At 72.8% G+C, this 17,530-nt stretch carries 21 protein-coding genes; 12 read left to right on the top strand and 9 right to left on the bottom strand.

The genetic code is table 11. The annotated features are described in order from the left end of the window. Positions 1-93: 93 nt before the first annotated feature. The 3 genes from CRP50_RS05870 (at position 94) to CRP50_RS05860 (ending at position 2,026) form a co-directional block, all read left to right on the top strand. Complete coding sequence (locus CRP50_RS05870; RefSeq protein ID WP_097278054.1) at positions 94-750, top strand: hypothetical protein; 657 nt, start codon at positions 94-96, stop codon at positions 748-750. A 68-nt stretch (positions 751-818) separates the two neighbouring features. Further along, a complete protein-coding gene (locus CRP50_RS05865; RefSeq protein ID WP_097278053.1) occupies positions 819-1,412 on the top strand; it encodes a hypothetical protein in 594 nt (197 codons plus the stop codon). A 179-nt stretch (positions 1,413-1,591) separates the two neighbouring features. Beyond that, positions 1,592-2,026 carry a VOC family protein gene (locus CRP50_RS05860; RefSeq protein WP_245913381.1) on the top strand — a complete coding sequence of 145 codons (435 nt, stop codon included), beginning with the start codon at positions 1,592-1,594 and terminating at the stop codon, positions 2,024-2,026. Positions 2,027-2,038: 12 nt separating this feature from the next. Here CRP50_RS05860 and CRP50_RS05855 read toward each other — a convergent pair whose 3' ends face one another. Further along, on the bottom strand, positions 2,039-2,509 hold the full coding sequence (locus CRP50_RS05855) for a GNAT family N-acetyltransferase (RefSeq protein WP_176525051.1): 471 nt from the start codon (positions 2,507-2,509) through the stop codon (positions 2,039-2,041). A 116-nt stretch (positions 2,510-2,625) separates the two neighbouring features. Between CRP50_RS05855 and CRP50_RS05850 the strand changes: the two genes are divergently transcribed. Further along, on the top strand, positions 2,626-3,144 hold the full coding sequence (locus CRP50_RS05850) for a DUF4405 domain-containing protein (protein ID WP_097278051.1): 519 nt from the start codon (positions 2,626-2,628) through the stop codon (positions 3,142-3,144). A 189-nt stretch (positions 3,145-3,333) separates the two neighbouring features. Here the strand turns inward: CRP50_RS05850 and CRP50_RS05845 are convergent, their stop codons facing one another. Genes CRP50_RS05845 through CRP50_RS05835 form a run of 3 tightly spaced genes read right to left on the bottom strand, consistent with a single transcriptional unit; the run spans position 3,334 to position 6,018 of the window. Next, on the bottom strand, positions 3,334-4,752 hold the full coding sequence (locus tag CRP50_RS05845) for an ATP-binding protein (protein WP_097278050.1): 1,419 nt from the start codon (positions 4,750-4,752) through the stop codon (positions 3,334-3,336). Positions 4,753-4,765: 13 nt separating this feature from the next. Next, positions 4,766-5,485 carry a response regulator gene (locus tag CRP50_RS05840; RefSeq protein ID WP_097278049.1) on the bottom strand — a complete coding sequence of 240 codons (720 nt, stop codon included), beginning with the start codon at positions 5,483-5,485 and terminating at the stop codon, positions 4,766-4,768. 17 nt (positions 5,486-5,502) lie between these two features. Continuing rightward, a complete protein-coding gene (locus CRP50_RS05835) occupies positions 5,503-6,018 on the bottom strand; it encodes a MarR family winged helix-turn-helix transcriptional regulator (RefSeq protein ID WP_097278048.1) in 516 nt (171 codons plus the stop codon). A 157-nt stretch (positions 6,019-6,175) separates the two neighbouring features. On the opposite strand from CRP50_RS05835, the gene CRP50_RS05830 reads away from it, so the two are divergent. Beyond that, complete coding sequence (locus tag CRP50_RS05830; protein ID WP_097278047.1) at positions 6,176-7,087, top strand: branched-chain amino acid aminotransferase; 912 nt, start codon at positions 6,176-6,178, stop codon at positions 7,085-7,087. Positions 7,088-7,324: 237 nt separating this feature from the next. Here the strand turns inward: CRP50_RS05830 and CRP50_RS05825 are convergent, their stop codons facing one another. Then, a complete protein-coding gene (locus CRP50_RS05825) occupies positions 7,325-7,837 on the bottom strand; it encodes a peroxiredoxin-like family protein (protein ID WP_097278046.1) in 513 nt (170 codons plus the stop codon). Positions 7,838-7,863: 26 nt separating this feature from the next. Continuing rightward, positions 7,864-8,391: a TspO/MBR family protein gene (locus CRP50_RS05820; RefSeq protein WP_176525050.1), complete on the bottom strand. Its 528-nt coding sequence runs from the start codon at positions 8,389-8,391 to the stop codon at positions 7,864-7,866. Between the two features lie 118 nt (positions 8,392-8,509). Between CRP50_RS05820 and CRP50_RS05815 the strand changes: the two genes are divergently transcribed. Next, positions 8,510-8,782, top strand: a complete 273-nt coding sequence (locus CRP50_RS05815) for a hypothetical protein (RefSeq protein ID WP_097278044.1) — start codon at positions 8,510-8,512, stop codon at positions 8,780-8,782. Between the two features lie 4 nt (positions 8,783-8,786). Here CRP50_RS05815 and CRP50_RS05810 read toward each other — a convergent pair whose 3' ends face one another. Continuing rightward, on the bottom strand, positions 8,787-9,686 hold the full coding sequence (locus tag CRP50_RS05810; RefSeq protein ID WP_176525049.1) for a LysR substrate-binding domain-containing protein: 900 nt from the start codon (positions 9,684-9,686) through the stop codon (positions 8,787-8,789). A 204-nt stretch (positions 9,687-9,890) separates the two neighbouring features. On the opposite strand from CRP50_RS05810, the gene CRP50_RS05805 reads away from it, so the two are divergent. Together CRP50_RS05805 and CRP50_RS05800 are read left to right on the top strand one after the other, a co-directional pair. After that, positions 9,891-10,337 (top strand): GFA family protein, encoded by a 447-nt coding sequence (locus CRP50_RS05805; RefSeq protein WP_101613956.1) that lies wholly within the window; start codon positions 9,891-9,893, stop codon positions 10,335-10,337. Positions 10,338-10,417: 80 nt separating this feature from the next. Next, complete coding sequence (locus CRP50_RS05800; protein WP_097278041.1) at positions 10,418-11,947, top strand: YifB family Mg chelatase-like AAA ATPase; 1,530 nt, start codon at positions 10,418-10,420, stop codon at positions 11,945-11,947. Here CRP50_RS05800 and CRP50_RS05795 read toward each other — a convergent pair. Continuing rightward, the gene (locus CRP50_RS05795) at positions 11,937-12,563 is read right to left on the bottom strand and encodes a TetR/AcrR family transcriptional regulator (RefSeq protein ID WP_097278040.1); all 627 of its coding nucleotides are present in this window, start codon (positions 12,561-12,563) and stop codon (positions 11,937-11,939) included. The genes CRP50_RS05800 and CRP50_RS05795 overlap by 11 nt on opposite strands. A 115-nt stretch (positions 12,564-12,678) precedes the next feature. On the opposite strand from CRP50_RS05795, the gene CRP50_RS05790 reads away from it, so the two are divergent. Both CRP50_RS05790 and CRP50_RS05785 read left to right on the top strand, forming a co-directional pair. Then, complete coding sequence (locus tag CRP50_RS05790; protein ID WP_097278039.1) at positions 12,679-13,554, top strand: DUF6920 family protein; 876 nt, start codon at positions 12,679-12,681, stop codon at positions 13,552-13,554. Positions 13,555-13,614: 60 nt separating this feature from the next. Continuing rightward, the gene (locus tag CRP50_RS05785) at positions 13,615-14,235 is read left to right on the top strand and encodes a LysE family translocator (protein ID WP_097278038.1); all 621 of its coding nucleotides are present in this window, start codon (positions 13,615-13,617) and stop codon (positions 14,233-14,235) included. Between the two features lie 4 nt (positions 14,236-14,239). Here the strand turns inward: CRP50_RS05785 and CRP50_RS05780 are convergent, their stop codons facing one another. After that, the gene (locus tag CRP50_RS05780) at positions 14,240-15,673 is read right to left on the bottom strand and encodes a mechanosensitive ion channel family protein (protein ID WP_097278037.1); all 1,434 of its coding nucleotides are present in this window, start codon (positions 15,671-15,673) and stop codon (positions 14,240-14,242) included. Between the two features lie 146 nt (positions 15,674-15,819). Here CRP50_RS05780 and def point away from each other — a divergent pair, with 146 nt between their 5' ends. Beyond that, entirely contained in the window at positions 15,820-16,365 is a 546-nt protein-coding gene (gene def / locus CRP50_RS05775) for a peptide deformylase (protein WP_097278036.1), read from the top strand. Between the two features lie 48 nt (positions 16,366-16,413). Further along, entirely contained in the window at positions 16,414-17,334 is a 921-nt protein-coding gene (gene fmt / locus CRP50_RS05770; protein ID WP_097278035.1) for a methionyl-tRNA formyltransferase, read from the top strand. The last annotated feature ends 196 nt before the right edge of the window (positions 17,335-17,530 follow it).

Raw genomic sequence — 17,530 nt, 5'->3', positions numbered from 1 at the left:
TCGTCGAACGGTCCGGGGCGGCGTGGCGTTGGAAGGGGGATGCGGGGGTGCCCGTTCCGCGCCGCCGCGCCGTCGTCCCATCCGGAGACCGTCATGCCGCGCCCCTCGCTGGCCCTCGCCGCCGTCGTCCTGCCGCTGGCCGCCGCCCTGGCGACCGCTCCCGCCCTGGCGCAGCAGGCCGAGCCGCCCGGCGCGGTCGACCCGGCGGCGGACTCCGACAAGCTGCAACCGCCCGAGCCGCTGCGCCCCGGCGACATCCAGGCCTTCATCAAGTCCGTGCCGGAGGTGCAGCGCTGGGCCATGCGCCAGGACGCCCCCACGCGCGAACTGACCGAGCGGCGATTCGACGCCGAGACCCTGGCGGCCACCCCCTTCGCCGTCGGCCTCGCCGAGATCCAGGACAGCGACGCCTATGACGAGCTGACCGACACGGTGCGCGCCCACGGCTTCACCGACGCCGAGCAATGGGCCGGCACCGCCGACCGGGTGATGCGGGCGCTCGCCGCGCTGCAGATGGAAGCCTCCGGCCCAACGCCGGACCAGTTGGACCAGACCCGCCGGCAGGTGCTCAACAACCCCGCCATCTCGGCACAGGAGAAGGAGCAGATCGTCTCCTCCATCGGCATGGCGACGGCCATGCGCACGGCTCCGGAAGGCGACGTGACGGCCGTGCAGCCCTTCGCCGAGCAGCTGGCGGAAGCGCTGGGCGGCGTCGACGGCGGGCCGCCCGAGGCCCCGGCAGCCGACTGAACTGCCGCCTTCATCCCGCCACACGCGTTCCTCAGGATGACCGCCCCGTCATCCGAGAAGGACCGCCCATGCCCCGCCTGACCGCCGCGCTCGCCTTCGCCGCCCTGGCGGCCGCCGTGCCCGCCACCGTCGTCGCCACCGCGCCGGCCCCGGCCGCCGCCGCGCAGGAACAGGCGGCCGTGCCCCTCAACGCGCCCACCATCGAGGCCTTCATCGACACCATCCCGGCCATCCGGAAATGGACGGAGACCTACCAGGATCAGGCGCGCGAGGTGGCGCCGACGGTGCTGAAGGGCGGCGCGCTGGCCGGCAATCCCTTCGCCCGGCTGATCGACGGCCTGCGCGGCACCGCCGCCTACGACGACCTCGACACCACCGTCGGCCGCCACGGCTTTCAGGGGCCGGAGGATTGGGCCGGCGTCGCCAATCGGGTGACCAAGGCGCTCGGCGTGCTCGCCATGAACCGCGACGGCCGCAACAACCCCATCGAAGCCGCCGAGCGCGAACTGGAGACCAACCCCGACATCGCGCCCGAGGACCGCACCATGCTGAAGGGCCTGCTGCTGGCCGTCAGCCTGTTCGCCCAGGCGCCCAAGGAAGACGTGCAGGCCGTCAGCCCCTACACCGACCGCATCATCACCGCCCTGCAGCAGCCGCTGTAGCGCCGTCCCGCCGGCGGCTTGACCGACCGCCGTGCCGGCGCCACCATGGGATGTCGAAAAAGGCGGACCGGTTTGGTTAGCCCGGTCGCTCCGAAGGAGTTCTGGCTGGCGCGCAGCGCCAAGTCCCCCGGCCCAGACGCCGGCGCAGGGTGCGCCGGCGACAGCCAAGGGATTGCCAGATGACCATGCAGATGCAGCAACAGATGTCCGTCGTGACCCTCGCCGTCGCCGATCCGGCGCGGTCGCGGCCCTTCTATGTCGAGGGCTTCGGCTGGCAGCCGGTGTTCGAAACGCCGGAGATCGTCTTCTTCCAGATGAACGGCTTCGTGCTCGGCCTGTGGCTGGCCGAAGCCCTGGCCGCCGACAGCGGCCGCCCGGCACCGCGGCCGAGCGGCGGCTTCGCCCTGGCCCACAACGTGCCGACGGCGGCGGACGTGCAGCCCGCCGTCGACCGACTGCTGGCCCACGGCGGACGCCTGCTGACGCCGGCCTCGGCCCCGCCGCACGGCGGCTTGCGTGCCTATGTCGCCGACCCCGACGACCACGCCTGGGAAATCGCCTGGAACCCGGCCTGGCCCATCGCCGCCGACGGCCGCGTCACCTTCGGCGTGTGACGGCCTCGCGCCTCAGTCCGCCGGCCGGGTGAGCGGGCGGACGAGGCGCACCGCCTCTTCCCGGAACCCCACGGAGTCGTAGAAGCGGCGGCCGCGGGCGTTGGTGGCGAAGACGTCGAGGGCGAGCGTCGCCCAGCCGGCGGCCCGCGCCACGTCCTCGGCCGCCTCCACCAGCGCCCGCGCCGCCCCGCGCCCCTCCGCCGCCTGCGTCACCGCCAGGAGCGAGACGTAGCCGCCGGGGGCGCCGGTGATGGGGTCCGCCTGCGGCTCGAGCGCGATGAAGCCGAGGCGCTCGCCCGAGTCGGCGGCCTCCACGATGAGCGCCACCGTTTCCTGCCGGCCGAGGGCCGCCTGCATGAAGGCGTGCTGGAAGGACTCCAGTTCCGCCACCGTGCGCCACGGGAAATCGGCGACGCCGGCGAGGCGGCCGGCCAGGCTCATCATGAAGGGGCGATCGCCGGAGGCGGCGCGGCGGACGTGCATGGGCATCCTCGTTACACAGTGTTACCGACGGCCGGGCCGCCCGACATCGCGCCGTTACCGGGCGGCGGCAGGCTGACCGCATCCACCAACGCGCGAGCCCGAGGAGCCTGCCAGTCATGTCCGCCGCACGAAAGAGCCTTTCCCGCGACATCGTCACGCCGGTGACCATCGTCACCTTCGTCGTTTCCACCGTCACCGGCATCATGCTGCTGGCGCACTGGAACAGCGGTCTGGTGCGGTTTTCCCACGAATGGCTGAGCGTGGTGTTCGGCGCCATCGCCGTTTGGCACCTGGCGCGCAACTGGAAGGCCTTCACCGGCTACCTGCGGCGGCGCCCGGCGGTGATCGCCTTCGCGCTGAGCCTGATCGCCTCCGTCGCCGTCACCGCCGCTACCGCCGAGACGACCACCGGCGGCGGCCCGCGCGCCATCATCGGCGCCGTCACCGGCGCCCCGCTCGCCGTCGCCGCGCCGGCCCTCGGCCTGACGCCCGAGCAGGCGGTGGAAAAGCTGGCGGCGGCCGGCATCGTCGCCACCGACCCGACGGAGACGCTGACCGCCATCGGCACCCGCGCCGGCCTGGGCGGCTTCGGCGTCGCCTCCCTCCTGGCGACCTCGCCCACGGAGACGCCGTAAGACGCAGCCGCACCGGCCCTCGGCACGAGGGCCGGTGCAAGCGAGCATTGAGCGAGCGGCCAAGGGTGCGCGAGCACCCGCCCGGCGAGGGCCAAACCAAAAAACGCATTGAGCGAGCGGCCAAGGGTGCGCCAGCACCCGCCCGGCGAGGGCCAAACTAATGCGAACACCCGCCCGGCGAGGGCCAGTTTACAGCGGCAGTTCCACCACCACCCGCAGGCCGCCGAGCGGGCTGTCGGCCAACGTGATCTCGCCGCCGTGGCCGCGCACGATGTCGCGGGCGATGGTCAGGCCGAGGCCGCTGCCGCCGGTCTTGGGGTTGCGCGAGCTTTCCAGGCGGAAGAAGGCCTTGAACACCTGCTCGCGCTTGTCGGCGGGGATGCCGGGGCCGTCGTCGTCGATGAGCAGCACCGCCGTCTCCCCCCGCAGGCCGGCGCGCACCGCCACGTGGCTGCCGTAGCGGCAGGCGTTGCCGATGAGGTTGGACACCGACCGCTCCATGGCGCGCCGCTTGAGCGGCAGGGTGATGTCCTCCTCCAGGTGCAGGTCGACGGCGTAGCCTTCGCGGCGGTAGCGCCCGACCACGTCCTGCAGCAGGCCGGACAGATCGGCGGGCTCGGTCGACTCGGTGCCCTCGCCGCGCGCGAAGGCGAGGTAGTCGGCGAGCATGCGCTCCATTTCCTCGACGTCCTCGCGCAGGGCGGCGATGTCCTCGTCGTCGCCGTTCATCATGGCGATCTGCAGCTTCATGCGGGTCAGCGGCGTGCGCAGGTCGTGGGAGACGCCGGCCAGCATCTCGGTGCGCTGCTCGATCTGGCGGGAGATGCGGTCGCGCATGAGGTTGAAGGCGTGGCTGGCCTGGCGCACCTCGCGCGCGCCCTCCTCCTTCAGGCGCGGCACGTCACGCCCCTTGCCGAAGCTGTTGGCCGTCGCCGCCAGCTTGCGCACGCTGCGCACCTGGTTGCGCATGAAGATGGTGGCGATGCCCATGAGCAGCATGGAGGTGCCGACCATCCACATGACGAAGATGTAGGTGGTGGAGGAAAACAGCCGCTTGCGCGGCGCCAGCACCGTCAGCACGCCGTCCGACAGCTGAACGCGGATTTCCACCCGGTCGTCGATGCTGTCGGTATCGATGACGAAGGGCCGCTGCACCCGGCTTTCCATGGCGTGCGCCAAGGCTTCCGCCATCTGCCCGCCGGCCGCCGCCGGCGGCTCGTTGGGCAGGATGTCGCCGGGGCTCAGAGAGACGTCGAGGCCGAGGCGCAGGTGCGCCGTCGCCAGCAGCCACTCGCGCTCCAGCGGGTCGGGCTCGCGCCGCAGCATGTCGGAGATCATGGCGATCTCGCCGGCGATGCCGCCGGTCAGGCGGCGCAGCATGGTGTCCCAGTGGCGGTCGTAGAAGATGATGGCCGCCACCACCTGGGTGATGACCAGCGGCGTCACGATGATGAGCAGCGACCGCCCCATGAGCCCGCGCGGCGCCAGCCGCTTGAGCAGCGACGGCGTGCCGGGATGCAGCCAGCGGCGCCACGGCGCGACGGCGGCGGCATCGTCCCGGGCGGGCGGCGCGGAGGGCAGCAGGCGGCGCAGGGCGGTCAGCTTCATGGACGCGGCTCCGTCAGTCCGGCCGCAGCAGGTAGCCCTTGCCGCGCACGGTCTGGAGGTAGCGGGGCAGCCGGGCGTCGTCCTCCAGCTTCTTGCGCAGGCGGGTGACCTGCACGTCGACGCTGCGCTGGTTGCCGCCGGCCCCGGTGGCGGTGGCGAGGTCGTCGCGGCTCAGCACCTCGTTGGGGCGCTCGGCGAGCACGCCCAGCAGGGCCGCCTCCGCCGTGGTCAGGTGGATGCGCACGCCGTGGCGCGCAAGCTCCTCCCGCTTGCGGTCGTAGACGATCTCGCCGAAGCGCAACTGCGGCGGCGCGGCGATGTCGGCCACGGCGGCCGGCGCGGGGGTCGACGGCGGCGCGGCGGCGCGGCGCAGGATGGAGGCGATGCGCAGCAGCAGCTCGCGCGGCTCGAAGGGCTTGGCGAGGTAGTCGTCGACCCCCGACTCCAGCCCCTGGATGCGGTCTTCCGTCTCGCCCATGGCGGTGAGCATGAGGATGGGCACCGCCTGCCCCTCGGCCCGCAGAGCGCGCGCCAGCTCGAACCCCGACTCGCCCGGCATCATGACGTCGAGCACCACGAGGTCGAATTCCATGGCCGCCAACTGGCCGCGCGCTTCCGCCGCATCGACCGCCACCGACACCAGATAGCCGTTGTCCGACAGGTACTTGCGCAGAAGCTTGCGCAGCCGCTCGTCGTCGTCGACCACCAGGATGTGGGGGCTGTCCTCGGTCATGGCGGCGGCCCGGTCCCTCAGCGCCCGCCGCGCGGCCGCGGCTGCGGCGCCACGCCGGCCAGGAAGCGGCTGCGGTCGGGTTCGTCCACCATGCCGGCCAGCACCTTGCGGAAGCCCTCCACCGCGCCGGGACCGGCCTCGCGGTAGGCGCGGGCGATGCGGCGGCGCTGCCGTTCCGTGAGCTGGCGTTCCAGGTCGACGCCCTTCTCCGTCAGCTCCAGCAGGCGCTGGCGGCGGTCGCGCACGCCCTGGCGCTGCACGATGAAGCCTTCCGCCACCAGTTGGCTCAGCACCCGCGACAGGCTCTGCTTGGTGATCTTCAGGATGGTCAGCAGCTCGCTGACGCTCATGCCCGGATGGCGCCCGACGAAATAGATGACGCGGTGGTGCGCCCGGCCGAAGCCGTGCTTGGCCAGCATGGCGTCGGCCTCGCCCGTGAAGTCGCGGTAGGCGAAGAACAGGAGCTCGATGCCCTGGCGCAGTTCCTCCTCACGCAGGAAGAGCAGGTTCGCACCGGATTTGATGTCGGACATGGGGCGCGGCGACTCGGCTGTGGGAATGGGGACGGCGGCTTCCGCGGGCGAGTATGCCACAGCCGTCATGGGGCAGTCATATTGACTTATGTACCGGAACGATGTTACCCAGGAAGACCGAGTTTCGGCAACTTTTCTCATCCAGAGGCGGATACAGATGTCGGTTCCTTCGTTCGACGACCGCGACGGCGTGATCTGGTACGACGGCCAGATGGTCGATTGGCGCGACGCCAAGCTGCACGTGCTCAGCCATGCGCTCCATTACGCCAGCTGCGTGTTCGAGGGCGAGCGCGTCTACGGCGGCAAGGTGTTCAAGCTGACCGAGCATTCCGAGCGCCTCATCGCCTCGGGCAAGGAACTGGGCTTCGACGTCCCCTTCACCGCCGAGGAGCTGGACCGCGCGACGCTGGAAACCGTGCAGGCCAACAACATCGTCGACGGCTACGTCCGCCCGGTGGCGTGGCGCGGCTCCGAGATGATGGGCGTCGCGGCGCAGAAGACCAAGATCCACGTCGCCATCGCCTGCTGGCCGTGGCCGAGCTACTTCTCGCCGGAAGCCCGCCTCGCCGGCATCCGCCTCATGCTGTCCGACTGGCGCCGCCCCGACCCGCGCACCGCGCCGGTGAAGTCCAAGGCCGCCGGCCTCTACATGATCTGCACCCTGTCCAAGCACAAGGCCGAGAACCTGGGCTTCGACGATGCCCTGCTGCTCGACTGGCGCGGCCAGGTGGCGGAAGCGACCGGCGCCAACGTGTTCTTCGTCATGAACGGCGAGATCCACACCCCGACGCCCGACTGCTTCCTCGACGGCATCACCCGCCGCACGGTGATCGAGCTGGCCAAGAAGCGCGGCTACACGGTGGTCGAGCGGGTCATCATGCCGGAAGAGATGGCGAACGCGCAGGAATGCTTCCTCACCGGCACCGCCGCGGAAGTGACCCCGGTGCGCCAGATCGGCGACTACACCTTCACCCCCGGCGACGTGTGCAAGGCGCTGATCGAGGACTACGACGCCCTGGTCGGCCGCACCCACGACCTCGCCGCCGCCGCCCGCAACTCGGCGGCGTGATCGGACCGGCAGGGGGAGGCGGTCCGCCGCCTTCCCCTGTGGCTTTCACGGCGCCCGTTGGCGGGTGTCGTAGCGGACGCGGCCACAACAACTTGTCATGCCCGGCCTTGAGCCGGGCATCCACGGCGTGCACGGCGCCTGCCGTGGAGGGTGGCGTCACTGGGGCGGCCGACCGTGACGCCGTGGATGGCCGGGTCGAGCCCGGCCATGACAATTGATGGGTTAACGCCCCCTCCCTCACGCATCCCCGCGCGGCGGGTAGTCCTTTTCCGTCACGAAGGAAATGGCCGACAGCACCTCGTCGATCTTCGGACGGGCGAAGGGCATGGAGGCGATGCTCGCCATGTAGAGCGTGCCGTCGGGGCGCACCAGGAACAGGGCGGGCTCGCAGAACTGCGCCGGCTCGCCGTCCTTGATGGCCTTGGAGATGAAGAGCCCCCAGTCGCGCGCCGCCTCGATGGTCAGGCCGTAGGCCACCGGCAGGTCGCCCAGCTGCCACTCGCGGCGGCTTTCGGCGGCGCGGTCGGCGTCGTCACAGCTGACCGCCACCAGCTTGCAGCCGCGGTCGGTGAAGGCCTGCCACTTGGCGGACAGTTCCTGCAGGTAGGTCTTGCAGATGGGGCAGTGCAGGCCGCGGTAGAACACCACGACCGTGAAGGTCTCCGGGCGCTGCTCGGCGAGGTCGAAGCGGCCGCCGGCCGACAGGGGCACGTCGAGAGCGGGAGCGGGCTGGGCGGGTTTCGCGGCCATGGGGATCTCCGGTCGGGAAAGGGGCGTCAGCGGTTGCGGCGGACGACGGCGGCGTTCAGGGCGGCCATCACCGCCAGCCAGGCGCCGTAGGGGATGGCGAGCAAACCGGCGCCGCGGTCGACGCGCGACGCGGTGCGGGCATAGGCGCCGGCGGCGCCGATCAGGCCGAGCAGCTCCACCAGCCCGGCGGTGCGGCGGCGGTTGCCGAACACCAGCTTGGCCCAGCCGGCGGTCATGCCGAGGGCGAGGCGGAACAGCGCCAGCGCCCGGTCGCGCTCGCCGCTTTCGGGTGCCTGCCAGATGCGGAAGCCCGAGGCCGCCATCAGCCCCCACAGCGCCGGCCAGACCACGCCCAGCACCGCCCGCGGCGGCGTGCCGCGCGGCGTGTCGAGGCGCTTCCAGTCGTCCTCGATCTCGGGCTGCAGGGGGCTCGGGGCGTAGTATTGCGCCACCGCCGCCGTCATCACCACGGTCCCGGCGACGAAGGCCAGGCCCGAAAGGGTGCGGTGGCGGCGGGCGCGGGCGTCGTCGATGTGGCGGGGCAGGCGCCGCATGGTCGTGGTCTCCTCGGCTGCGTCCTGGGGAGGAACAGCCGCCGCCCGCGCCGCGTTGCGCGAGCCCGGCGGGGGCCTCGTCCGTTTTCCGGGCACGGCACCAGCACGGAGAGCCCCCATGACCGACCCCGACCCCGCCATCGCCATCGTCGACCAGCACGCCAGCTTCCGCCTCATCCGCGAGGCCGCCACCGGCCGCCATGCGGTGGTGGAGGCGCGCGACGGCAAGGTCTATTCCCTGCACGGCCGCGACCGCGCCGCCGAACCCGACACGCCCGAGGGCATGGCCCGCCTGGTGGAGCCCGACGGCTGGCGCGACGAAACCCAGGCGCGCGCCGTCTTCGACGAGGTGGTGAAGGGCGGCGACGATCTGGCGCGGGAGATCTGGTAGGCGCTCACGCTCCGCCCGCGATGCCGGCGCGCAGCCAGTCGGCGAACTCGCGCGCCGGGCGGGCCAGCGGCCGCGCCGCCGGCGTCACCAGCCAGTAGGAGCCGATGCGCACCGTCAGCGGCGACAGCGCCACCAGCCGGCCGCCCGCCAGGGCCTCGGCACCCAGAACGGTGTCGAGCAGCACCGCCCCCTCGCCGCGCTCCGCCGCCAGCACCGCCAGGGTCAGGTCGTTGAGCAGCAGCGCCCCCGCCTGCGCCGGCGGCGCCACGCCGGCCGCCGTCAGCCACAGGTGCCAGGGTTCGCGACCGTCGTCGTGGATGAGCGGCAGGCGCGCCACGTCGGCCGCCGTCGGCGCCGGGCCGAGGGTCGCCGCCAGGGCGGGCGCCGCCGCCGGGTAGCACAGGGCGTCGGCCAGCTTCTCGAAGCGGCAGCCCGGCGCCTCCGGCCGGCCATGAACGATGTAGCGCACCGCCACGTCGACCGGGCCGGCGGCGACGTCGGCGAGGTGGGTCGTGGCGTCCACCACCACCTCCACCCCCGGCCGCTCCCGCCGGAAGGCGCCGAGGCGCGGCACCAGCCACAGGCCGGCGAAGGCGGGGTCGACGCTGACCCGCAGCGACTCGCGCTCGGGCCGCCGCCGCACCGCCTCCACCGCCGCCGCCATGCCGTCGAACAGCGGCGTCAGCGCCGCCCCCAGCCGGCGCCCCTCGTAGGTCGGTTCCAGCCGGCGGGCGCCGCGCACCACCAGCTCCACCCCCAGCGCCTGCTCCAGGTCGCGCAGGTGACGGCTGACGGCGCCGTGGGTGACGCCCAGTTCGTCCGCCGCCTTCACCACGCCGCCGTGACGCACCGCCGCCTCCAGGGCACGCAGGGCGACGAGCGACGGCAGCAGGGCGCGGGACATGGCCATGTGATCCTGGGTCACATGAAAGGCGAGATAAGGTGATTTCTCCGCAAGGGGCGGCCGGCGTCAAGATGGCACGAGACACCAGCCGGAGGCGGAACATGCTCGACCTGACGAAATGGGCCTGGAGCCATGCGCTCGATGCCGCCATGCTGGGCGGGTTCCGCCGATCGCCTGCCCCGTTCACCGCCGAAGGAGGCCCGCGTGCCCGCGACGACCAGCGAGACGACCCCCGAGACCGCTCCCCCGACCCACGACGGCGGCTGCCTGTGCGGCGCCGTCCGTTTCCAGGTGACCGGTGAGCCGACCCATGCCGATTGGTGCCACTGCCGCGAATGCCAGCGCGCCAGCGGCTCGGCCGCCATCGCCTGGGGCATCTGGCCGGCGGAGGCCTTCCGCATCACCGAGGGCAAGCCGCACTGCTTCCCGTCGTCGTGGCGGGGGCACCGCTACTTCTGTCCGCATTGCGGCAGCCCGCTGCACATGATCGACCCGACCGACACGGCGACGGTGGGTGTGCCGTTGACGGCGCTCGACGACCCCACCGCTGCGCAGCCGACCAGCCACGGCTGGGTGCGCGAGCGCCTGCCCTGGATGAAGACCGCCGACGGCCTGCCGGAATACGAGAAGGACGTGCCGGAAGGCGGCTGACGCCCTCCGCCCCGGCCGAATCGCCCTTCCCCACTCGCCGTGCGCGTGTACAATCCCCCGCAAGGATCACGAGGGGGCACATGGTCGCGCGCATCAACACGGTGGCGTTCCAGGGCATCGAGACGCTGGATATCGAGGTGCAGGTCTCGGTCGCGGGCGGGTTGCCGTCCTTCGCCCTGGTGGGCCTGCCCGACAAGGCGGTAGCCGAGAGCAAGGAACGGGTGCGCGCCGCCCTCACCGCCGTCGGGCTCGCCCTGCCGCCCAAGCGCATCACCATCAACATGGCGCCCGCCGACGTGCAGAAGGAGGGCAGCCATTTCGACCTGCCCATCGCCTGCGCCCTGCTGGTCGCCATGGGCGTGCTGCCAGCCGAGGAGATGGCCAACTACACCGTGCTCGGGGAACTGGGCCTCGACGGCGGCCTAGCGCCGGTGGCCGGGGTGCTGCCGGCGGCCATCGCCGCCAATGCCGCCGAGCGCGGCCTGATCTGCCCGGCGGTCCAGGGCGGCGAGGCGGCTTGGGCGGGCGGGCAGGGGATGCTGGCCCCGCGCGGGCTGCTCGACCTCATCAACCATTTCAAGGGAACGCAGCTCCTGGCCCGGCCCGAGGCGCGCATGGCCATGGACGGGCCGCCGCTGCCCGACCTGGCCGACATCAAGGGGCAGGAGACGGCGCGGCGGGCGTTGGAGGTGGCGGCGGCGGGCGGCCACAACCTGCTGATGATCGGCCCGCCGGGTTCGGGCAAGTCCATGCTGGCCGCACGGCTGGCCGGCCTGCTGCCGCCGCTGACCGCCGAGGAGGCGCTGGAAGTCTCCATGATTCATTCCGTCGCCGGCCGGCTGGACGGCGGCCGCCTGCTGCACCGCCGGCCGTTCCGCGATCCGCACCACTCGGCCTCGGTGCCGGCGCTGGTGGGCGGCGGCCATCGGGCGCGGCCGGGGGAGATCAGCCTCGCCCACAACGGCGTGCTGTTCCTCGACGAGTTGCCCGAGTTCGCCCGCGGCGCCCTGGAAGCCCTGCGCCAGCCGCTGGAGACGGGACGGGCGGTGATCGCGCGCGCCAACGGCCATGTCGCCTACCCGGCGCGGTTCCAGCTGGTGGCGGCCATGAACCCCTGCCGCTGCGGCTATCTGGACGACCCCGCGCTCGCCTGCAACAAGGCGCCGCGCTGCGCCGGCGACTATCAGGCGCGGTTGTCGGGGCCGCTGCTCGACCGCATCGACATCCACGTGGAGGTGCCCGCGGTGCCGCCCTTCGCCCTGGCCGCCGCCCCCGCCGGCGAGCCGACGGCGGTGGTCGCGGCGCGGGTGCTGGCGGCGCGCGAGGAGCAGCGCCGCCGTTACGCCCGCCTGTCGCCCGACCGCCCGCTGCGCAGCAATGCCGAGGCCGACGGGCACGTCCTCGATGCCGTGGCGAGCCCCGATGACGCCGGCCGCAGCCTGCTGACCGAGGCGGCGCAGCGCCTGCACCTGTCGGCCCGCGGCTATCACCGCATCCTGCGCGTCGCCCGCACCCTCGCCGACCTGGCCGGCAGCGACGCCGTGCGCCGCATCCATATCGCCGAGGCGTTGAGCTACCGCCGCATCCTGCCGGGGCGCGTCACCGCCTGACGCCGTAGAGCGCCAGGAACTGCCCCACCGCCCGCCGGGCCCGCGCCTCGATGGCGTCCGGCGTCGGCATGGCGAGGGCGCCGAGCAGGCGGCGGACCTGCTGGTCGCCGATGACGAGGGCGACCAGGGTGGACGCGGGCTCCTCCACGCTGTCGTAGGTCAGCTCCCCCGCCGCCCGGTGGCGATCCAGCACGCCCGCCAGCAGCGGTACCACGCGGCCGCGGCCGTTGGCGTCGAGCAGCCGGCCGAGGGCGGCATGGGCCGCCGCCTCGGCCATGGCGGCGCGGTTGACGGTGAGCGCCGACTCGCCGAGCAGCAGGGTCTGCAGCGCCACCGCGAAGCGCACCAGCGTCGTCTCCAGCGGCAGGCGGGCGTCGCCCATGGCCTCGGCCAGCGCCGGCACGACCGTGTCGGCATTGGCGCGCACCAGCGCCTCGAACAGGCCGCGCTTGTCGCCGAAGCGGCCGTAGAGCGTCTCCTTCGACACCCGCGCCCGCCGCGCCACGTCCAGCATGGAGGCGGCGGCATAGCCCTTCTCCGCCAGGACGGCCCGGGCGGCCTCCAGGATGGCGGCGGCGCGCGGGTCCAGCGGGTCGGCGGGGGTGTCTGCGGTCATGCGGGGGGTCCTTCGTGCGGCTTGACAGGACCGTGCCACGGGCGCACCCTGCCGTCAACAGTACCGTACGGTACGGTACAGTGCCGGCGGACGCGGCCACACACAGGGGATACGCATGGGCAAGCTGAAGATCACGCTTCTCGCCGCGGCGGCGGTCCTGGCCCTCGGGGCCGGCGCCATGGCGACGGCGGCGGCCGACTATCATGCGGGCATCGACGCCGACATCGCGGCCGTGCTGCGGACTGCCGCGACGGCCGACCCGGCGCCGGTGACGGCGGCCGAACTGGCGGCGCTGCCGGAGCCGGTGCGGCGCTACATGGCCTTCGCCTTCCAGGGCGAGGCGCCGCGTCGCCTGCGCGCCGCCGGGGTCGCCCAGCAGGGCGAATTCCGCCGCCCCGGCGCCACCACCTGGGAGCCCATGAGCGCCGAGCAGTACGTCGCCGCCGCCGGGCCGGAGCCGGCCTTCGTCTTCACCGGCAGCACCTGGGTCCTGCCCGGCGTTCCCGCCCGCGCCATGGATGCCTATGTGGACGGGCGCATGCGCATGCGCGCCAAGCTGTTCTCGGCGATCCCGGTGATGGCCGAGGACGGCGGGGCGCTCGACCACGTGTCGATCCTGCGCTTCTTCATCGAGTCGGCGCTCTACCCCTCCGCCCTGCTGCCCGGCCCCAACCTGCGGTGGGAGGCCTTGGACGCCGACCATGCGCGCGCCGTGGTGCTGGCCGACGGCGTCCCCATCGGCGCCTATCGGGTGACGGTGGACGCCGCCGGGGCGCTGGTGCGCATGGAGTCGGAGGCCGATGGCGACCCGGCCACGGCCGGCCGCTTCCACGGCGCAGGGGAGGTGGTGACGCGCGGCGACTACCGCGCCGTCGACGGCGTCATGGTGCCGCACGCCTTCACCCTGTCGCGCCGCATCGGCGGGCAGGAGCAGCCGTTCTGGCGCGGAACGGTGATGCGGATCGCCTTCGACGTCGCCAAGCGGTTCTAGTGTGGCGGGCACAGGGGCGGTAGGCTCTCCCCTCCGCCCTTCAGCCGGGAGTCCGCGCCCATGTCGCCCGAGTTCCTCCTCACCGCCCTCATCGTCGTGCTGATCCCCGGCACCGGGGTCGTCTACACCCTGTCCTGCGGGTTGCTCGGCGGGGCGCGGGCGAGCCTGTGGGCGGCGCTCGGCTGCACCTTCGGGATCGTGCCGCACCTGGCGGCCAGCATCCTCGGGCTCGCCGCCGTGCTGCACGCCAGCGCCGTCGCCTTCCAGGCGGTGAAGATCGCCGGCGTGCTCTATCTGATGTGGCTGGCCTGGGGCCTGTGGCGCGAGACCGGCGCCCTGTCGGTGCGGCCCGAGGCCGGGCAGGAGGCGCCGCGCCGGGGCCTGCGCATCGCCCTGCGCGGCGTGCTGATCAACATCCTGAACCCCAAGCTGTCGATCTTCTTCCTGGCCTTCCTGCCGCAGTTCGTGCCGGCCGACGCCGCGAACCCGCTGCCGCTCATGGGGCTGCTGAGCGCCACCTTCATGGCCATGACCTTCGCCGTCTTCGTGGTCTACGGCCTGATGGCGGCGGCGGTGCGCACCAAGGTGGCGGAAAGCCCCCGCGTCATGACCTGGCTGCGCCGCTCCTTCGCCGCCGTCATCGCGGGGCTCGGCGTGCGGCTTGCGGTGGCGGAGAGGTAAGCGGCTACTTCACCAGCTTCAGCATGCCGAACACCCGCGCCATGGCGGCGCGAATGGATTGGGCCTGGGCGGCCGGCGGCGGGGCGCCGTCGACCGGCGCGCCCATGGCGGCCAGCAGGCGGCGGCGGCGCAGGGCGGCGATGTCGGAGATCGCCTCGAACAAGGCCGGGCGCGCCTCCAGCAGCGGTGCCAGGGCGTCACGCCGGACCTCCCAGGCGATGCAGTCGGTGACGGCGCGCACGGTGGCGCTGCGCACCTCGCCTGTCAGCATAGCCATCTCGCCGATCAGGTCGCCGGGGGTGACGGTGCCGACGATGCGGCCGTCCACCAGCGCTTCCAGGAAGCCCTCCACCACCACGTGCAGCACGTCGCCCGCGTCGCCCTGGCGCACCACCGTCTCGGCGGGGGCGAAGTGGTGGCGCTCGACGCGGGCGGCCAGGGTTTCCAGCTCGGCATCGGTCAGCGGCTCGAACAGCGGCACCCGGCGCAGCACCGCGAAGGCGCCCTCCACCGGGCGCAGGCCGTCGCCGTCGAGGATGATGCGGCGGCTGGTCGCCGGCTCGATCCCGGCGGCGTAGAGGTGGCGCAGCACGGTGCGCAGCACGATGTCGCGGGCGGTGCCGACGGAACTGCGGCGGTGGTCGTGCATGAAGACGCAGCGCCATGTGACGCCGTCGCCGGCGACCGCGCCCGCCTCCGCCCGCACCGGCTCGCATATGGGGCCGCCGCGCGAGGCGGCTTCGCGCAGGGCGGCCTCCAGCACGCGGCTGGCACGCGCCGGGCTGACGCCGCTTTCCACCGGCACCTCCACCACCGTCAGCGACGGCGGCTGCGGCAGCGCCATGTTGACGACGACGGCGTCGGAAATCTCGCGGTTGGGGATGATGGCGACGGTGTTTTCCGACGTCAGCACGCGCACGGCGCGCCAGGTGATTTCCTGCACGCTGCCCAGCACCTCGGCGCCGCGGATCTTCACGTGGATGCGGTCGCCGATGCGGAAGGGCCGCTCCAGGTTGATGGCGAGCCCCATGAACAGGTCGAGGATGATGCTGCGCAGGGCGAAGCCCAGCACGATGCCGATGACGCCGGAAAAGGCCGCGAGCCCCGCCAGCAGATCCTTGCCGAACAGGCTGCCGAGGATGCCGCCGAAGGCGACGGCATAGACGAAGCCGGTGGAGATCTGCGCCAGCACCTTGGGCGCCGGGCCTTCGCCGCGGGCGGCGATGCGGTGCCAGACGTGGTGGCGCAGGATGCGCGAGATGGTCCAGGCGGCGGTCAGCCACAGGCCGGCGGCCAGCAGGTCGTGGCGGTGGCGGTCGAACCAGTCGGCGATGGCGGTGTCCGCGGTCGACACGTCCACCCCGTCGGCGACGAACAGGCCGCCGAGCACGGCGACGGGCAACAGCGTCACCGCGAGACGAGCCAACCGATGCGCCATGATGTCGCGTACCCCCGCTATCCCCCGACTCCGAGCATACCCAAGGGCCGGCCGTTTAGGAAGCGGCGGCGCGGCGCCTCGGCTTGACGGGCCGGGCCGGCGCGATTATCTCCTGACCCTTCGGAAACCCAGGTTGCACGGACGCCATGGCCCTCCTTCCCATTCTCGTCGCCCCCGACCCGCGCCTCAAGGTCAAGGCCAAGCCGGTGGAGTCGGTCGACGCCGAGACCGCCCGCCTCATGGAGGACATGCTGGAGACCATGTATGCCGCCCCCGGCATCGGTCTCGCCGCACCTCAGGTGGGTGTCGCCAAGCGCGTCGTCGTGGTCGACGTCTCGCCCGAGGGCGAGCGCAATCCGCTGCGCATGGCCAACCCCGAGATCCTGTGGGCGAGCGACGACGTCGTGCCCTACGAGGAAGGCTGCCTGTCGCTGCCCGAGCAGTACGACGAGGTGGAGCGCCCGGCGCGCATCCGCCTGCGCTACCTCGACCACCAGAACGAGATCCGCGAGCTGGAGGCCGACGGCCTGCTCGCCACCTGCATCCAGCACGAGATCGATCACCTGGACGGCAAGCTGTTCGTCGATCACCTGTCGTCGCTGCGGCGGAACATGATCCTGCGCAAGCTGACCAAGCTGAAGAAGGCCGATCCCGAACTCGGCCAGCCGAAGGCCGCCGTCGCCGCCCGCTGACGGCACGGCATGGCGGCCGCCGCGCCGCGAGAGGGGGACTGAACCATCATGCGCGTGATCTTCATGGGAACGCCGGACTTCTCCGTGCCGGTGCTGGAGGCGCTCGCCGCCCGTCACGAGGTGGCCTGCGTCTACAGCCAGCCGCCGCGCCCCGCCGGCCGCGGCCAGAAGGAACGGCCCGGCCCGGTGCACGCCAGGGCGCTGGAGCTCGGCATCCCCGTGCGCACGCCGAAGTCGCTGCGCACCGAGGAGGCCCAGGCCGAGTTCGACGCCATCGACGCCGACGTGGCGGTGGTGGCCGCCTACGGCCTCATCCTGCCGGAAGAGATCCTGGAAAGCCCCAAGCTCGGCTGTCTGAACGTGCACGCCAGCCTGCTGCCGCGGTGGCGTGGCGCGGCGCCCATCCAGCGCGCCATCATGGCCGGCGACACGGTGACCGGCGTCACCATCATGGAGATGGAGGCCGGGCTCGACACCGGCCCCATGCTGGTGAAGCGCGAGGTGCCGATCGGCGACGACACCACCGCCCAGGCCCTGCACGACGCCCTGTCGCAGGTGGGGGCCGAGCTGATGGTGGAGGCGCTCGACCGCATCCTCGAAGGCGAACTGGACGGCGAGGAACAGCCCGAGGAGGGCATCACCTACGCCAGGAAGATCGAGAAGGACGAGGCCCGCATCGACTTCGCCCGCCCGGCGCGGGTGGTGCTGCGCCACATCCACGGCCTGTCGCCCTTCCCCGGCGCGTGGTGCGAGGTGGACGGCGAGCGCCTGAAGATCCTCGCCTGCACGGTGGAACCGGGCCGCCCCGGCGCGGCCCCGGGCACGGTGCTCGACGACGACCTGCTGATCGCCTGCGCCGACGGCGAGGCGGTGCGGCCCCTGAGCCTACAGCGCGCCGGCAAGGGCGCCCTGCCCCGCGCCGACCTGCTGCGCGGCTTCAAGGTGCCGGCGGGGGCGGTGCTGGGGTAGGGCTTGCGGCGGCTCTGCCTGGCTCCCGCGGTTCTGCGGACGGGGGCCGTGGATAGCGGTGCTTCTGGCCGCGTTTGGTGACGCCGTGGATGGCCGGATCACGTCCGGCTATGACACTTTCACGAGAAGTTCCAACACCTTGTCATGCGCGGGCTCGACCCGCGCATCCACGGCTCCCAGGTCGGGTGCCATGGAG

The sequence above is a fragment of the Caenispirillum bisanense genome (assembly GCF_900230255.1).
Lineage (GTDB): Bacteria > Pseudomonadota > Alphaproteobacteria > Rhodospirillales > Rhodospirillaceae > Caenispirillum > Caenispirillum bisanense_A.
Note: the sequence above shows the minus strand (reverse complement) of the source record. Positions and strands in the feature narration are given on the sequence as shown.

Coding starts and splice junctions, on each gene's coding strand:
- CRP50_RS05870 (WP_097278054.1), top strand. CDS start 94: ATGCCGCGCCCCTCGCTGGCCCTCGCCGCCGTCGTCCTGCCGCTGGCC.
- CRP50_RS05865 (WP_097278053.1), top strand. CDS start 819: ATGCCCCGCCTGACCGCCGCGCTCGCCTTCGCCGCCCTGGCGGCCGCC.
- CRP50_RS05860 (WP_245913381.1), top strand. CDS start 1,592: ATGACCATGCAGATGCAGCAACAGATGTCCGTCGTGACCCTCGCCGTC.
- CRP50_RS05855 (WP_176525051.1), bottom strand. CDS start 2,509: ATGCACGTCCGCCGCGCCGCCTCCGGCGATCGCCCCTTCATGATGAGC.
- CRP50_RS05850 (WP_097278051.1), top strand. CDS start 2,626: ATGTCCGCCGCACGAAAGAGCCTTTCCCGCGACATCGTCACGCCGGTG.
- CRP50_RS05845 (WP_097278050.1), bottom strand. CDS start 4,752: ATGAAGCTGACCGCCCTGCGCCGCCTGCTGCCCTCCGCGCCGCCCGCC.
- CRP50_RS05840 (WP_097278049.1), bottom strand. CDS start 5,485: ATGACCGAGGACAGCCCCCACATCCTGGTGGTCGACGACGACGAGCGG.
- CRP50_RS05835 (WP_097278048.1), bottom strand. CDS start 6,018: ATGTCCGACATCAAATCCGGTGCGAACCTGCTCTTCCTGCGTGAGGAG.
- CRP50_RS05830 (WP_097278047.1), top strand. CDS start 6,176: ATGTCGGTTCCTTCGTTCGACGACCGCGACGGCGTGATCTGGTACGAC.
- CRP50_RS05825 (WP_097278046.1), bottom strand. CDS start 7,837: ATGGCCGCGAAACCCGCCCAGCCCGCTCCCGCTCTCGACGTGCCCCTG.
- CRP50_RS05820 (WP_176525050.1), bottom strand. CDS start 8,391: ATGCGGCGCCTGCCCCGCCACATCGACGACGCCCGCGCCCGCCGCCAC.
- CRP50_RS05815 (WP_097278044.1), top strand. CDS start 8,510: ATGACCGACCCCGACCCCGCCATCGCCATCGTCGACCAGCACGCCAGC.
- CRP50_RS05810 (WP_176525049.1), bottom strand. CDS start 9,686: ATGTCCCGCGCCCTGCTGCCGTCGCTCGTCGCCCTGCGTGCCCTGGAG.
- CRP50_RS05800 (WP_097278041.1), top strand. CDS start 10,418: ATGGTCGCGCGCATCAACACGGTGGCGTTCCAGGGCATCGAGACGCTG.
- CRP50_RS05795 (WP_097278040.1), bottom strand. CDS start 12,563: ATGACCGCAGACACCCCCGCCGACCCGCTGGACCCGCGCGCCGCCGCC.
- CRP50_RS05790 (WP_097278039.1), top strand. CDS start 12,679: ATGGGCAAGCTGAAGATCACGCTTCTCGCCGCGGCGGCGGTCCTGGCC.
- CRP50_RS05785 (WP_097278038.1), top strand. CDS start 13,615: ATGTCGCCCGAGTTCCTCCTCACCGCCCTCATCGTCGTGCTGATCCCC.
- CRP50_RS05780 (WP_097278037.1), bottom strand. CDS start 15,673: ATGGCGCATCGGTTGGCTCGTCTCGCGGTGACGCTGTTGCCCGTCGCC.
- def (WP_097278036.1), top strand. CDS start 15,820: ATGGCCCTCCTTCCCATTCTCGTCGCCCCCGACCCGCGCCTCAAGGTC.
- fmt (WP_097278035.1), top strand. CDS start 16,414: ATGCGCGTGATCTTCATGGGAACGCCGGACTTCTCCGTGCCGGTGCTG.